Below are 14573 nucleotides of genomic sequence, written 5' to 3'. Positions count from 1 at the left end.
GGGCCGCCGTGACCGAGGAGCGCCGGGTGGTCCGCCAGCGCGGGCTGTGGTTCGAGGAGTTCGAGGTCGGCACCGTCTACGAGCACGCCCCGGGCCGGACCGTGACCGAGGCGGACAACGTGCTGTTCACGACCCTCACCATGAACACCCAGTCCCTGCACCTGGACGCCGCGTGGTCCGGGCGCCAGCCCTTCGGCCGGCGGCTCGTGAACTCCATGTTCACCCTCTCGACCATCGTGGGGGCGTCCGTGGCCCAGCTGACCCAGGGCACCATCGTGGCGAACCTGGGCTTCGAGGAGGTCGCCTTCCCGCAGCCGCTCTTCCACGGGGACACCCTGTACTCGTCCTCCGAGGTCCTCGGCGCCCGCCCCTCGGCCTCCCGGCCCGGGCAGGGCATCGTCCGCGTGAAGCACGTGGGCCGCAACCAGGAGGGGGTCGTGGTGGCCGAGTGCACCCGCTCGGTGCTCGTGTGGTCCCGCGATGCCGGCCCGCAGTGACAGCGCACCGTGATGCCCCACCGCGACACTCCGCCGCGACCCCCGGCCAAGGAGCCCCGATGACCGACCCGTTCACCCTCGGACCCGCCCTGCTGTTCTGCCCGGCCGACCGCCCCGAGCGCTACGCCAAGGCGGCCGAGCGCGCTGACGCCGTGATCCTGGACCTCGAGGACGCCGTGGCGCCCTCCGCCAAGCCCGCCGCCCGGGACGCCCTCGTGGCCACGCCCCTGGACCCCGCCCGCACGATCGTGCGGATCAACGCCGAGGACACCGAGGACTTCGCCCACGACCTCGTCGCCCTGCGGCACACCGGGTACACCACCGTGATGCTGCCCAAGACCGCCTCCGCGGAGCGGCTCGCCGTCGCCGCCGAGCTGGGCCTGCACCGCGTCGTCGCGCTGTGCGAGACCGCGGAGGGCGTGGTCAACGCGGCCGAGATCGCCCGGTCCCCCAACGTGGTCGCGCTGATGTGGGGCGCCGAGGACCTCGTGGCCTCGCTCGGCGGCAGCTCGTCCCGGCGCCGGGACGGCGCCTACCGGGACGTGGCCCGCCACGCCCGCTCCGCCGTCCTGCTCGCGGCCGGCGCCGCCGGCCGGCCCGCGATCGACGCGGTGCACGTCGACCTCGCCGACCACGACGGGCTGCGCGAGGAGGCCCTCGACGCGGCGGCCTCCGGCTTCGCGGCCACCGCCTGCCTCCACCCCGGGCAGGTCGAGACCGTCCGCGCCGCCTACCGGCCCGGTGCCGAGGAGGTCGCTGCCGCCCGGGAGCTGCTCGCCGCCGCCCGCCGCACCCCCGGCGTCTTCGCGTTCCGCGGGCGGATGGTCGACGCACCCCTGATCCGCCACGCCGAGCGCCTCGTGCGCCGCGCGGACGCCTGAGACCCCGTCCGTCCGCGCGGACCGCCCGTCACCACCCCGTCACCGCCCCGTCCCGTCCATCCCCGTCCCGCCCGGAGGAGACCATGAGCCAGCCCCTGACGATCGTCGTCCCCGTCAAGCACGTCCCCGACGCCGCGGGGGACCGCGTCCTCGCCGGGAGCCCGCCCCTGCTCGAGCGCGCGTCCGGGATCCTCTCCGAGCTCGACGAGTACGCCCTCGAGGCCGCCGTGCAGATCGTGGAGACGCACGGGGGCGCGGCGGCCGGGCACCGCGTGCTCGCCCTCACCCTGGGACCCGCGGGTGCGACGGGCGCGCTCAAGCGCGCCCTCCAGCTGGGCGCCGACGCCGGGTTCCACGTGCTCGACGACGCCCTCGCCGGCTCCGACGCCTGGGTCACCGCCCGGGTGCTCGCCGCGGCGGTGCAGCGGATCGCCGCGGCGGAGGACCGGGCCGTGGACCTCGTGCTCACCGGCATGGCCTCCACCGACGGCGAGACGTCCCTGGTCCCCGGTCAGCTCGCCGAGCGGCTCGGCCTCGCCCACGTCGGCTTCGCGAGCTCCCTGGCGCTGGCCGAGGACGGCGCCTCGCTCACGGCCGTCCGGCACACCGAGACCGAGGCCCTCCGGGTCGCCGCGGACCTGCCGGCGCTCGTGGCCGTGACGGACCAGGTCAACACCCCGCGCTACCCCACCTTCAAGGCGATCATGGCGGCCAAGAAGAAGCCCGTGCAGACGTGGTCCGTCGCCGACCTCGGCCTGGACACCGGGGACGTGGGCCTCGCCGGCTCGCTCACCGAGGTGCTCGACGCCGTGCCGCGCCCGCCCCGGACCGCCGGGGAGGTCGTGGCCGACGACGGCGAGGGCGGCATCCGCCTCGCCGAGTTCCTCGTGGCCCGGAGGCTCGTCTGAGCACCCGGCCGCACCCCGCCGGACCCCCATCGCACGCGCCCGCCCGCCGGGCAGGAGGAGGACGACCATGACCACGACCACGACCGTCGCACTGGTGGTGCTGGCCACCACGGACCGGCTGCGCCGCGCCGACCGGGAGCTGCTCGTGCTCGCCGGCACGCTGGGCGAGACGCACGTCGTCGTGCCGGACGCGCCCGGCGACGCCCTGCTCGGCGAGCTCGCCGCCCACGGGGTGGGCACCGTGCACGCCGCGGAGGGCGGGCCCGGCGACCGGCTCACCACGCCGGCGGTCGCGCTCGCGGAGGCCGCCGCCCGGGAGACCGGCGCCACGGCGCTGCTGCTCGCCGCCACCCCCGAGGCCAAGGACGTCGCCGCGCGCCTGGGCGTGCGGCTCGGGGCCGGGGTGGTCACCGACGTGGTCGCCCTCGACGCCGACCTCGTCGCCACCAAGTCCGTCCTCGCCGGCGGGTGGACCACCCGGTGCCGGGCCACGAGCCCGGTGCTGATCGCGACCGTCCGCCCCAACTCGGTCGAGCTCCCCGCCGACCCCGCGGCCCACGCCGCCGCGGGCGCCCCCGGCGCGGGGTCTGCCGGGGTGCAGCGCCCGCGGGTGCGCACGCACGCGCTCGAGGACGCCGTGCCCGCGGCCCGGGTGGTGGGCCGGTCCGCGCTGCCGGCCTCCGGGCGCCCGGCGCTGGGCGAGGCGCGCGTGGTCGTGGCCGGCGGCCGTGGCACGGGCGGGGACTTCGGGCCGCTCGAGGCGCTCGCCGACGTCCTCGGCGGCGCGATCGGGGCCTCCCGCGCGGCGGTGGACGCCGGGTGGATCGGCCCCGAGGCGCAGGTGGGCCAGACCGGGCGCACCGTCTCCCCGCAGCTCTACGTCTCGTGCGGGATCTCCGGGGCCGTCCAGCAGCGCGCCGGGATGCAGACGGCGGGCACGATCGTGGCCGTGAACAAGGACGAGCAGGCGCCGGTCTTCGAGATCGCCGACCTCGGCATCGTGGGCGACCTGCAGAAGGTGCTGCCCCAGGCGGTCGAGCACCTCAGGGCGCTGCGCGGATAGGGACCGGGCGGCGGAGCGGCCGGCAGGGCCGTGGGCTCAGCGCGCCACGGTCCGGTGGCCGGCGTCCAGCCGCCGGGTCCAGCCGCGGGCGTCGAGGTGCTCGAGCAGCGGGATCGCGACGCGCCGGGAGGTGCCGAGCGCCTGGCGGGCCTGGCTCGTGGTGAAGGGCTGCGGCAGCCGGGCGAGCTCGCGCATCGCCAGGGCGGGGGCGGTGGGGAGCAGCACGACGCCGTCCCCCAGCCGGAGCAGCCGGCCGGTGCGCTCGGCCGCGGCGAGCTCGCGGGCGCCGAGCCGCAGCGCCATCAGCTCGTCGGCCTCCGGGCTCCGGAAGGGCTCGGCCCCGAGCCGCCGCTCCAGCTCGAGCACCGCGGTCTCGTGGGCGCCGAGGCCGCCGCGGTGGTGCGGGGACCGGATGTGCCCGCCGTCCTGCTCCAGGCCGGCGCCGCGGACCACGGGGTCGACCAGCGCGGCGTCGGGCAGCGCGAGCAGGTCGCGGGCGGCGCCCCGCGAGAGCCCCGCGGCCAGGGGATCCCGGGCGTGCAGCTCCTCCACGGCGGTGCGCAGCCGCTGCGTCCAGGACTCGAGCACGGGGGCGTGCACCCACCAGCCCCCGAGCGCGCGCACGTCGCCGGGCGGGGCGGCGTCCGCGGTGGGCAGCAGCCCGAGGCGGTGCAGGTGCTGCGCCTGGACCGCGCCGCGGCGGGCCACCTCCGCGCCGACGTCTCCGCGCAGGTCCGTGCCGGCGAGCCGGACGGCGCGGCGCGCCCGGTCGCCGCGCCGCCGCAGCGCGGGCGGGTCGGCGTCGAGGACCTGGGCGCCGCCGAGCACCGAGCGGCTGCCTGGGTCGCGGAGCACCAGGCGGTCCCCGAGGACCAGGGGCAGGGGCCGGTCCAGGACCAGCCGGGCGTGGTCGTCGTCGAACGGGCTCAGCCGGGCGGGCACGGCCGCGGTGCCGGCGTGGACCACGAGGTGCTCGGCCGTGTCCGTGAGGGCGGGGCCGGTGGCCCGGCGGACGTCGAGGACGTCGGTGAGCGGCCACGTGCCGGGGGTGACCAGGGCGTCGCCGCGGTGCACGTCGGAGGCGGAGACCCCCCGCAGGTTGAGCGCCACGCGGGTGCACGGCTCCAGCGCGGTGTGGGCCACGTTCCGGCTGTGCATGCCCCGGACCACGACCGGCACGGCTCCGCCGTGGCCGAGCAGGTGCAGCCGGTCGCCCTGCCGGAGCGATCCCGCGGCCAGCGTGCCGGTCACCACCGTCCCGGAGCCGGTGATCGTGAAGGACCGGTCCACCCACAGCCGCAGCCGCCCCTGGGCGGGGGCGGGCGCCCGCGCCAGGACGTCGTCGAGGACGGCGCGCAGCTCGTCGAGGCCCGTGCCCTCGAGGGCCGAGACGGTGACCACCGGCGCGTCGTGCAGACCGGTCCCGGCCAGCTCCGCGCGCACCTGGGCGAGCACCTCGCCGGTGCGCCCGGGGGCCCGGTCGGCGCGGGTGAGCACCACCACGCCGTGCTCGATGCCGAGGGCCGCGACGGCGTCGCGGTGGTCGCCGGACTGGGCCTGCCAGCCCTCGTCGACGGCGACCACGAAGCAGACCACGGGAGCCGGGCCGAGACCGGCGAGCATGTTGCCGAGGAAGCGCTCGTGGCCCGGGACGTCCACGAAGGCCACGTCGCGCCCGGACGGCAGCGCGGTCCAGGCGTAGCCCAGGTCGATGGTCAGCCCGCGGCGGCGCTCCTCCTCCCACCGGTCGGGCTCCATCCCGGTGAGGGCCCGCACCAGGGTGCTCTTGCCGTGGTCGACGTGCCCGGCCGTGGCGACGACGTGCACGCTCACCGGGTCCCTCCCGGGCCGCCGTCCGCCCCGGTCAGGGCGGTCAGGGCCGCCTGCACCGCCGCGCGCAGGCGCTCGTCCTCGGACTCGGGCACGCAGCGCAGATCGACCAGGCACGCGCGGTCGTGGACCCGGGGGAGCACGGCCGGGCGGCCGGTGCGCAGCAGCGGGGCCGCCGCCTCGGGCAGCCGCACCGCCCACCCCGGCAGGGGCATGCCGGGCGCGCCGCCGCCGCCGACACGGCCGTCGTGGGCGACCACGGGTGCGCCGACGGCCGCGCCGAGCCGTTCGGCCCGGTCGCGGAGCCGGTCCGGGTCCGCGTGCAGCGCGGTCGTGACCGGGGCGGGCCCCCCGATGAGCGTGGCCTCCAGGGCCGCGAGCGCGAGCTTGTCGGCGCGGACCGCCCGGGCGAGGGGGTGGGCGGCCAGCCGGGCGACGGCTTCCGAGCCGCCGAGCAGCAGCCCGGCCTGCGGGCCGCCGAGCAGCTTGTCGCCGCTCGCGATGACGAGGTCGGCACCGCCCTCGAGGGCCGAGGCGGCGTCGGGCTCGGACGGCAGCTGCGGGTCCGGGACGAGGAGCCCGCTGCCGAGGTCCGCCACGAGGGGCAGGCCGTGGGCCCGGGCCAGCGGCCGCAGCTCGTCGACCTCGACGGCCGAGGTGAACCCCTCCAGCCGGAAGTTGCTCGGGTGCACCTTGAGCAGGCAGCCGGTCTCCGGGCCGATCGCCTCGGCGTAGTCGCGCAGGTGGGTCCGGTTGGTCGTGCCCACCTCGCGCAGCCGGGCGCCGGTCGACTCGATCAGCTCCGGCAGCCGGAAGCCGGCCCCGATCTCGACGAGCTCGCCGCGGCTGATCACCACCTCGCGGCCGGCGGCCAGGGCCGTGGTGGCCAGCACGAGGGCGGCCGCGCCGTTGTTGACGACCAGGGCGTCCTCGGCGGGTGGGCAGGCGGCGAGCAGGGCCGCCCGGGCGGCGGCGCCGCGGCGGGAGCGGGTGCCGCTCACCAGGTCGAGCTCCACGTCGACGTACCCGCCGGCCGTGACCAGCGCGTCGAGCGCCGCCGCGGACAGCGGGGCGCGGCCGAGGTTGGTGTGCACCACCACGCCGGTGGCGTTGAGCACCGGCGTCAGGCTCGAGGCGGAGCGGGCCCCGAGCGCGGCGAGCACCGCCGGCTCGACCTCGCCGGGGGCGATCTCGCCGCGCCGCGCCCGGTCCTGGGTCTCGCGCACCAGCGCGCGGACGACGTCCTCGCTCAGCCGCTCGAGCGCCCGGCGGACGGGCGGCAGGGCCAGGAGCTGGTCGGTGCGCGGGATCAGGCGGCGCGGGTCGTCCAGGGCCACAGTCCCTCCTCGTCGGGCGGCACGCGGTGCGGGTGGTCGGTGCGCGGGTGGGCGGCGCAAAGAGTTGGCGGAGGCGGACGGGAATCGAACCCGCCAGGCCGAGGTGCTCGGCCTCACCGGTTTTGAAGACCGGGGGGCCCACCAGGACCCGGACGCCTCCGTCACCCAACCTAGCACCGCCGTCACCAGTAGGCTGACGACATGGAACAGACCCGGACGCCGACCCCGCCCCTGCCAGCGCCCGGGACGGTCCGCCTGACCGGCTTCGCCCACGGCGGCGGATGCGCGTGCAAGATCCCGCCCGGCGAGCTCGAGGACGCGGTCCGGGGCCTCACCGGCCAGGCGGGGGACGGCGTGCTGGTCGGTCTCGACGACGGCGACGACGCCGCGGCCGTCCTGGTGCGCGAGGACCTCGCGGTGCTGTCCACCGCCGACTTCTTCACCCCGGTGGTCGACGACGCCTACGACTGGGGCCGGATCGCCGCCGCGAACGCGCTCTCGGACGTCTATGCCATGGGCGGGCGCCCGGTCATGGCCATCAACCTCGTGGGCTGGCCCCGCGACGTGCTGCCCATGGAGCTGATGACCGAGGTGCTCCGCGGCGGCCTGGCGGTCGCCTCCGAGGCAGGGTGCCCGGTGATCGGGGGGCACTCCATCGACGACCCGGAGCCGAAGTACGGCATGGCCGTGACCGGCGTTGCCCACCCGGACCGGCTGCTGCGCAACGACGCCGCCGCACCGGGGCTGCCCCTGACCCTCACCAAGCCCATCGGCGTGGGACTGCTCAACAACCGGCACAAGGCGACCGGCGAGGTCTTCGCCGAGGCGCTCGCCACGATGACACGGCTCAACCGGGACGCGGCCGAGGCGGCGCTGGCGGCCGGGGCCCGGGCGGCCACGGACGTCACCGGCTTCGGCCTGCTCGGGCACCTGCACAAGATGTGCCGTGCCTCCGGGGTGGGCGCGGTGCTCGACCGGAGCGCCGTGCCCCTCGTGGAGGGCGCGGCCGAGGCGCTGCGGGACGGCTACGTCTCCGGCGGGACCCGCCGCAACCTGGACTGGGTGCGCCCGCACCTGCGGGCGGGGACCGGTGTCACCGAGGACGACCTGCTCCTGCTGGCCGACGCGCAGACCTCGGGCGGCCTGCTCGTGGTCGGCGAGGTGCCGGGCTACCCCGTGGTGGGCCACACCGTGGCCGGGTCCGGACTCCACGTGCGCTGAGCCCCGCCGGGGCACGGCGCCGGGCGCTCAGCCGACGGTCGTGATCGAGTCGTCGGTGATCCCTGCGGCGCGCCGGGCGGCCAGCCGGGCCTTCTGCGGCTCGATCGTGTAGCGGGGGTCCACGGCCGAGTGCAGACCGGCCTCCATCACGCCGAACCGGGTGAGCGCCGAGGACGCCAGCAGCGCCAGCCCCGAGACCGCGGCGACGGCCCGGTGCCGCCCGCCCAGCAGCGTGCCGAGACCGCCGGCGACCGCCAGCCGCTCGCTCCACGCCAGCATGGTCCCGGCCTGGCCGTGGTGCAGCGGCTCGGCCGCCACCGGGTCCATCCGGCGCTCCATCAGCTTCGTGGCGATCAGCTCACCGGCCACGCCCAGCAGGGCCAGCCGCCTGGCGGGGCCGGCCTCGCCGACCGAGGTCGTGACCATGGCCAGGCCGCCCGAGGCGAGGCTCGCCGAGCTCACGAAGACGAACGCCAGGTCCTCGCGGGCGGCGTTCCAGGTGGGCGTCGCCGTGTCGGAGAGCAGCGCCGCGGTGTACGCGGCGAGCGGGCCCGCGAAGACCGCGGCCTCGACGCCGGCCGGGCCCTCCACGGCGCGCAGCACCGGGCGCAGCGGGCCCAGCGGAAGGCGGGAGCCGGTCATCCGATCCACCTCGGACGCGACCGCGGTCCCCATGCCGGCCCCGAACGCGCTGAGGATCCACGTGCCCATGCTCATCGGCGAGGTCGGCTTGAACGTGCGCAGCATGTGCAGGAAGCGCTCCGGGCGGCCGAGGTCCGCGACCAGCGCCGCGCCGCCGAGACCGAGCGCGGTCACCGAGCCCAGCCGGGCGTTGCGGCGCAGCTCGGCCCGGCCCGTGAGCTGACCGCCGAGCGCCAGCAGCGCGGAGCCGCCGGCCACGCCGCCGAGGAACAGGTACGCGGCGACCTCGTGGCCCCAGGGCGCCGGCTTGACCACCGGGCGGCCGTAGTAGGAGCCGAACTCCGGCTCCGGGACCATCGGCATCTCCCGGGAGCCGTCGCCGCCGCCCTGCCCGGCGCCCCGGCGGCGCGGGCCGTCCCGCCGCCGGCGGCGCGGCGGCTCGGGCGGACGGTAGCCGTCGAACTCGGACAGGCTCACGAGCGGCCCCCCGCGAAGGCCAGGGCGGCGGCGGCGAGCATGCCCGCCGCGGCCAGTCCGGCCCGCTGGTACATCCGGGGCAGGTCCGCGGTCGGCACCCGCGGGTCGGGCGGGAGCCCGTAGACCTCCGGCTCGTCGAGCAGCAGGAACACCGAGCCGGTGCCGCCCACGCCGTCCAGCTCGTTCGCGCCGTAGAGCCGCGCCTCGGTGCGCCCCTGGGCGTGCAGCTCGGCGACCCGGTGCCGGGCCGTCTCGACCATGTCGTCGTGCTCGCCGTACTTGATGGACGTGGTGGGGCACGTCTGCGCGCACGCGGGCGTCTGGTCGTCCACCATGCGGTCGTAGCACAGGGTGCACTTCTGGGCGACGCCCACGTTCTTCACCGCAGGCTTGTCCGGCTTGCCCGGCTGCCCGTCCCGCTCCGTGCGCGGGGCGGCCGTGCCGTCGGTGCGCCGCTCGATCACGCCGAACGGGCAGCCGGCCACGCAGGTGCCGCACCCGTTGCACACGTCGTCCTGGACCACCACGGTGCCGTGCTCGGTGCGGAACAGCGCCCCGGTGGGGCACACGTCGAGGCACCCGGCGTGCGTGCAGTGCTTGCAGACGTCCGAGGACATCAGCCAGCGGAACTCCTCGGTGTTCGGCGGGGTGGTGTCCCCGGCGGCCGGCTGCGGGCGCGCCTCGGGCGGGCCGACGCGCGGCATGCCCAGGCTCACGAGCTTGCGCCCGGACTCGCGGGCCTCCTCGATCCGCTCGCTGTCCTGCTCGACGAACGCCACGTGCCGCCAGGTGCTGGCACCCAGGGCGCCGGTGTTGTCGTAGGAGGACTCGAGCAGCTCGAGGTCCCCGTCCTGGGGGTTCTGGTTCCACTCCTTGCAGGCCACCTCGCAGGCCTTGCACCCGATGCAGATCGAGGTGTCCGTGAAGAAGCCCTTCCGCGCGTGCGCGTGCTCCCAGTGCGCGTCGGCCGTGGGATCGGTCGGTCCGGCCAGCTGGCCCATCAGTGCTCCCTCATCGGGTCGGTGGTCGGGTCGGTGCCCGGATCGGTGCTCCGGTCGGTGCCGGGGACGTCGATCCGGGTGTTGCCGGTCTCCACGGTGGCGCCCGCGCGCTGCTGGTACTCCAGGACCAGGTCGAGCAGCTCGGGACCCCGCGGCCGGCGGCCCGGGCGGATGTGGCACGAGCCCACCTTGGAGTCCTGGATCTGCACGTTGGGCTCGAGGGTCAGGCCCAGCAGGTCGTTGGCGGAGTCGCCGCTGACCACGGCGTCGTCGCCCACGCCCCAGTGGTACGGGAGGCCGATCTGGTGCACGGTGTGCCCGCGCACCACGAGCGGGGTCATCCGCTCGGTGACGAGCACCCGCACCTCGATCGCCGCCCGGGGCGAGACGATCGTGGCCCAGCCGTACGGCTCCAGCCCGCACTCGGCGGCGAGCTCGGGGGAGACCTCGCAGAACATCTCCGGCTGCAGCTCCGAGAGGTACGGCAGCCACCGGCTCATGCCGCCGGCGGTGTGGTGCTCGGTGAGCCGGTACGTGGTGAACACGTAGGGGTACACGTCCGCCCCCGGCTCCCCGGCGCTCGGGGCGGTGAGGTTGTCCTGGCGGGCGAACAGCACCCGGGAGGGGTTGCGCTGCTGGGTGTACAGGGCGTTGGCGACCGGCGACTCCTGCGGCTCGTAGTGCGTGGGCAGCGGCCCGTCCAGCACGCCCTTGGGCGCGTACAGCCAGCCCTTGCCGTCGGCCTGCATGATGAACGGGTCGTCGCCGGCGAGCGCGGCCGCGCCCCCGGAGTCGGGGTCGGGGCGGGTGCCCGGGGCGAGGTGGAGCGGGAAGTCGGGCACGTCGTCCCCGACCCACTGGTCCTGCTCCTCGTCCCACCACACGAGCTTTTTGCGCTCGCTCCAGGGCCGGCCCTCCGGGTCCGCCGAGGCGCGGTTGTAGAGCAGCCGACGGTTGGCCGGCCACGCCCAGCCCCACTCGAGCGCGGCGGGGCCCTGTTCCCCGCCGGGTCTGCGGGCGGCGGCACGGTTGACGCCGTCGGCGTAGACCCCGGTGTAGATCCAGCAGCCGCCGGAGGTCGAGCCGTCCGCCCGCATCTCGGTGTACGAGGACAGCGGCTTCCCGGCGTCCGGGCCGGTGAGGTGCCGGCCGTTGATCTCGGCGAGCACCGCCTCGGGGTCCGGCTCGCCGTGCTCGTCGACGGGGTAGTCCCAGGTGAGGTCGAGCAGCGGGCGGTCGCGCTCGTCCCCGGACCCGGCCAGCCGCTCCCGGATCCGCCGGCCCAGCTCGAAGAAGAACTGCAGCTCGCTCTGGCACTCGCCCGGCGGGGCCACGGCCTGGTGGCGCCACTGCAGCAGCCGCTGGGTCTGGGTGAAGGTGCCCGACTTCTCCACGTGCGTGGCCGCGGGCAGGAAGAACACCTCGGTCTCGATGTCCTCGGTGCGGAGCTCGCCCGAGGCGATCTCCGGGCCGTCCTTCCACCAGGTCGCCGACTCGATGAGGTTGAGGTCCCGCACCACCAGCCACTTGAGGTGGGACATGGCCATCCGCTGCATCCGGCCGTTGGAGGAGCCCACCGCGGGGTTCTGGCCGAGCAGGAAGTAGCCCTCCACCTCGTCGTCGAGCATCTTCGTCAGCGTCTGGAAGGTGCCGTGCGCGCCGGTGAGGCGCGGGAGGTAGTCGTAGGCCCAGTCGTTGTCCGCGGTGGCGGCGTCCCCCCACCAGGCCTTGAGCAGGCTCGTCGTGTAGGCGTCGGCCTCGGCCCAGTAGCCCTTCTGCTTCTTCGACGCGATCGCGGCCAGGTAGTCGTCGAACGTGTCGTGGGTGCCGGCCACCGGCATGGGCAGGTAGCCGGGCAGCAGGTTGAACAGCGTGGGGATGTCGGTCGAGCCCTGGATGCTGGCGTGCCCGCGCAGGGCCATGATCCCGCCGCCGGGGCGGCCCATGTTGCCCAGCAGCAGCTGCAGGATGGACGCGGTGCGGATGTACTGCGCGCCCAGGCTGTGCTGGGTCCAGCCCACGGCGTAGGCGAAGCACGTGGTCCGCTCCCGCCCGGAGTTCTCCGTGATGGAGCGGGCCAGGTACGCGAAGTCCTCGGGGGAGACGCCGCACACCTCCTGCACCATCTCGGGGGTGTAGCGCGCGTAGTGCCGCTTGAGGATCTGGAACACCGTCCGGGGGTCCTGCAGGGTCTCGTCGCGCTGCATGCGGGCGTGCTCCATCGGGGCGCCGCCGCTGCCGAGCTGCTGGCCGGCGGCCTCGTCCACGGCCTCCGCCCCCTCCTCGGCGCCGTGGTCGGGGTCGCCCGCGGGTGCGTCCACCCGGCCGTCGTGGTCCCCGGCGCCGCCCTCGTTCTCGGCGTAGGCCCAGGTGGACATGTCGTACTGGCCGGTCTCCGGGTCGAACCCGGAGAACAGCCCGTCGAGGTCCTCGGCGTCGCGGTAGTCCTCGTTCACCAGCGTGGCGGCGTTGGTGTAGGCGCGCACGTACTCCTCGAACCACAGGTCGTGGGTGAGCACGTGGTTGACCAGGGCGCCGAGCAGGACGATGTCCGAGCCGGCCCGGATCGGGACGTGCTTGTCAGCGACCGCCGAGGTGCGGGTGAAGCGCGGGTCGACGTGGATGACCCGGGCGCCGCGCGCCTTGGCCTCCGTCACCCACTGGTAGCCCACGGGGTGGCACTCGGCCATGTTGGAGCCCTGGATGACGATGCAGTCGGCGTTGGCCATGTCCTGCAGGGACTGCGTGGCACCGCCACGTCCGAACGAGGCTCCCAGACCGGGAACCGTGGCGGAGTGTCAAATACGGGCCTGGTTCTCGATCTGGATCGCTCCCGCGGCGGTGAAGAGCTTCTTGATGAGGTAGTTCTCCTCGTTGTCCAGCGTGGCGCCGCCCAGGGCGGCGAAGCCCATCGTGCGGCGCAGCGGACGGCCCTGCTCGTCGGCGTCCTGCCAGCCGTTGCGGCGGGCCTCGAGGACGCGGTCGGCCACCATCTCGAGGGCGGTGCCGAGGTCCAGCCGCTGCCACTCGGTGGCCCGGGGCGCACGGTAGAGCACCTCGGTCTGCCGGCCGGGGGCGTTGACCAGCTGCTCGCTGGCCGCGCCCTTGGGGCACAGGCGTCCGCGGGAGATCGGCGAGTCCGGGTCGCCCTCGATCTGGACGACCTTCTCGTCCTTGACGTACACCCGCTGGCCGCAGCCGACCGCGCAGTACGGGCAGACGCTCTGCACGACCCGGTCCGCGGTGGTCGTGCGCGGGCTCGTCGTCCGGGTGCGCTCCGAGGTCACCGCCGGTCCGCGACCGAGCAGGTCGCCCGAACGGATCTGCCGGAGGACCGGCCACTCCAGGGGACTGAATCGTGACATGTCAGGAGCATAGCCCGCCGGTGTGTCAGGAGCCACACCGGCGGGCGGCGCGGACGCAGGCGCCGCCGGCGCGCGGAACCCGCTGGTCCCGTGGGGACTCCGCTAGGCCCGCGGGGACTCCGCCGTCCGGGAAGGGGTGCCCAGGACCAGGCGGCGGGTGCCCCGGACGGCGGCCGCGATCACCCGCTCGAGCGGTCCCTGACCGAACGTCGCCTGCCAGAGCACGGCGAAGCCGGCGGCCACGGCCACGTGCACGGCGAACCAGAGCACGCGGTCCTCGTAGTGGAGCGTCGTGGCCAGGGCGAGCAGGTGGGCCGAGTACAGGGTCAGGGTGCGGGCCCCCATGGCGCCCAGGGTGGTCCACAGCCGGTTCGGGCGCGCGACGAGCAGGAAGAGCCCCAGCACGGCCAGGCCGGTGCCCAGGTCCATGAGCAGCGTCACCGGGGTGTTGCTGTGCGGTCCGGGGGTGAGCAGCCACCACCACGTGGAGGTGGGCAGGTCCGGGCTCGGGCCCCAGACGAGGATCTCGTCGACCTGGTCCTCGCTCAGCCACGGGGTGTGCCGCAGCAGCTGGTCGTAGCCGCCGGCCTGCAGGACCAGCACCCAGTAGACGAACCAGGCCCCGAGCGCCAGGACCACGCCGGCCACGGCGATCCGGACCCGCACCACGACCTCGTGCAGGTCGGTCCGGCCGAGGAGCAGACCGGCGCAGAGGTACGTCAGGTAGGGCACGGCCGGGTAGGTCCCGGTCAGCAGCACCTGGGCCAGGGTGGCGCCCGGGTCCGCGAGCGCGCTGCCGAGGGTGGGGTTGACCGCCTCGGCCTGGGGCAGGGCGGGGCCGAGGACGTGCACGAGCACGGGGCCCAGGACTGCGGCGAGCGCCGCGACGGCGGCCAGCGTGCGGCGCCGCAGGCCCAGCAGCGGGACGGCGAGCAGGAAGAACGCGCCGTAGTAGACGAGGATGCCCAGCGCGGGCGCCGGGGACGGCATGACCTGGTTGATCGCCAGCCCGGCGGCGGCGATGAGCAGGGCCCGCACCACCAGGCCGGCGCGGGTGGCCGTCAGCGCGCGGCCCCGGTGCGGGGCGCGCCCGCCCGAGGAGAACGCCAGGCTCAGCCCGGCCAGCAGGGCGAACAGCGCCGCGGCGCGCCCGCCGAACAGGGTCCACTGGAGGGTGGGCTCGAAGGTATCGGGGTCGTGGGCGGGCAGGATGTGGACCGCGATCATGCCGATCAGCGCCAGGCCGCGGGCAGCGTCCACGGCGATGAGGCGGGGTCTGCGGGCGGGGGGCGCAACGGTCGTGCTGATGGTGCCGGTCGTGGGGGCTTCGGACGTTCGGCTCATGGGATCT

The 14573-nt window shown here is 76.0% G+C and carries 11 protein-coding genes and 1 tRNA gene; 5 read left to right on the top strand and 7 right to left on the bottom strand.

Going from position 1 to position 14573, the window contains the following annotated elements; all coding sequences use genetic code 11:
- Positions 1–8 precede the first annotated feature (8 nt).
- The 4 genes from EQG70_RS16470 to EQG70_RS16455 all read left to right on the top strand — a co-directional run bounded on the left by EQG70_RS16470 (position 9) and on the right by EQG70_RS16455 (position 3349).
- Positions 9–497 (top strand): MaoC family dehydratase, encoded by a 489-nt coding sequence (locus EQG70_RS16470; protein ID WP_109268375.1) that lies wholly within the window; start codon positions 9–11, stop codon positions 495–497.
- Positions 498–556: 59 nt separating this feature from the next.
- Positions 557–1378, top strand: coding sequence for an HpcH/HpaI aldolase/citrate lyase family protein (locus EQG70_RS16465; RefSeq protein WP_035923457.1), 822 nt, complete (start codon positions 557–559; stop codon positions 1376–1378).
- Positions 1379–1461: 83 nt separating this feature from the next.
- Positions 1462–2286 carry an electron transfer flavoprotein subunit beta/FixA family protein gene (locus EQG70_RS16460; RefSeq protein ID WP_172604320.1) on the top strand — a complete coding sequence of 275 codons (825 nt, stop codon included), beginning with the start codon at positions 1462–1464 and terminating at the stop codon, positions 2284–2286.
- Between the two features lie 67 nt (positions 2287–2353).
- On the top strand, positions 2354–3349 hold the full coding sequence (locus EQG70_RS16455; RefSeq protein ID WP_109268374.1) for an electron transfer flavoprotein subunit alpha/FixB family protein: 996 nt from the start codon (positions 2354–2356) through the stop codon (positions 3347–3349).
- A gap of 36 nt (positions 3350–3385) precedes the next feature.
- Here the strand turns inward: EQG70_RS16455 and selB are convergent, their stop codons facing one another.
- The 3 genes from selB to EQG70_RS16440 all read right to left on the bottom strand — a co-directional run bounded on the left by selB (position 3386) and on the right by EQG70_RS16440 (position 6676).
- On the bottom strand, positions 3386–5176 hold the full coding sequence (selB, locus tag EQG70_RS16450; RefSeq protein WP_208746290.1) for a selenocysteine-specific translation elongation factor: 1791 nt from the start codon (positions 5174–5176) through the stop codon (positions 3386–3388).
- A gap of 2 nt (positions 5177–5178) precedes the next feature.
- Complete coding sequence (gene selA, locus EQG70_RS16445; RefSeq protein ID WP_109243182.1) at positions 5179–6516, bottom strand: L-seryl-tRNA(Sec) selenium transferase; 1338 nt, start codon at positions 6514–6516, stop codon at positions 5179–5181.
- A gap of 65 nt (positions 6517–6581) precedes the next feature.
- Positions 6582–6676, bottom strand: a tRNA-Sec gene (locus tag EQG70_RS16440).
- A 41-nt stretch (positions 6677–6717) separates the two neighbouring features.
- On the opposite strand from EQG70_RS16440, the gene selD reads away from it, so the two are divergent.
- The gene (selD, locus tag EQG70_RS16435; protein WP_017833142.1) at positions 6718–7737 is read left to right on the top strand and encodes a selenide, water dikinase SelD; all 1020 of its coding nucleotides are present in this window, start codon (positions 6718–6720) and stop codon (positions 7735–7737) included.
- 27 nt (positions 7738–7764) lie between these two features.
- Here selD and nrfD read toward each other — a convergent pair whose 3' ends face one another.
- The 4 genes from nrfD to EQG70_RS16410 all read right to left on the bottom strand — a co-directional run bounded on the left by nrfD (position 7765) and on the right by EQG70_RS16410 (position 14566).
- Entirely contained in the window at positions 7765–8856 is a 1092-nt protein-coding gene (gene nrfD, locus EQG70_RS16430) for an NrfD/PsrC family molybdoenzyme membrane anchor subunit (RefSeq protein ID WP_017833143.1), read from the bottom strand.
- Positions 8853–9857, bottom strand: coding sequence for a 4Fe-4S dicluster domain-containing protein (locus EQG70_RS16425; RefSeq protein ID WP_035923449.1), 1005 nt, complete (start codon positions 9855–9857; stop codon positions 8853–8855). Before EQG70_RS16425 ends, nrfD begins: the two co-directional genes overlap by 4 nt.
- On the bottom strand, positions 9857–13222 hold the full coding sequence (fdh, locus tag EQG70_RS16420; RefSeq protein WP_244296579.1) for a formate dehydrogenase: 3366 nt from the start codon (positions 13220–13222) through the stop codon (positions 9857–9859). Before fdh ends, EQG70_RS16425 begins: the two co-directional genes overlap by 1 nt.
- Positions 13223–13324: 102 nt before the next feature.
- Positions 13325–14566 (bottom strand): heparan-alpha-glucosaminide N-acetyltransferase domain-containing protein, encoded by a 1242-nt coding sequence (locus EQG70_RS16410; RefSeq protein ID WP_109268372.1) that lies wholly within the window; start codon positions 14564–14566, stop codon positions 13325–13327.
- Positions 14567–14573: the final 7 nt, after the last annotated feature.

Source organism: Kocuria rosea, from assembly GCF_006094695.1.
In the GTDB taxonomy this organism is placed as follows: domain Bacteria; phylum Actinomycetota; class Actinomycetes; order Actinomycetales; family Micrococcaceae; genus Kocuria; species Kocuria rosea.
Note: the sequence above shows the minus strand (reverse complement) of the source record. Positions and strands in the feature narration are given on the sequence as shown.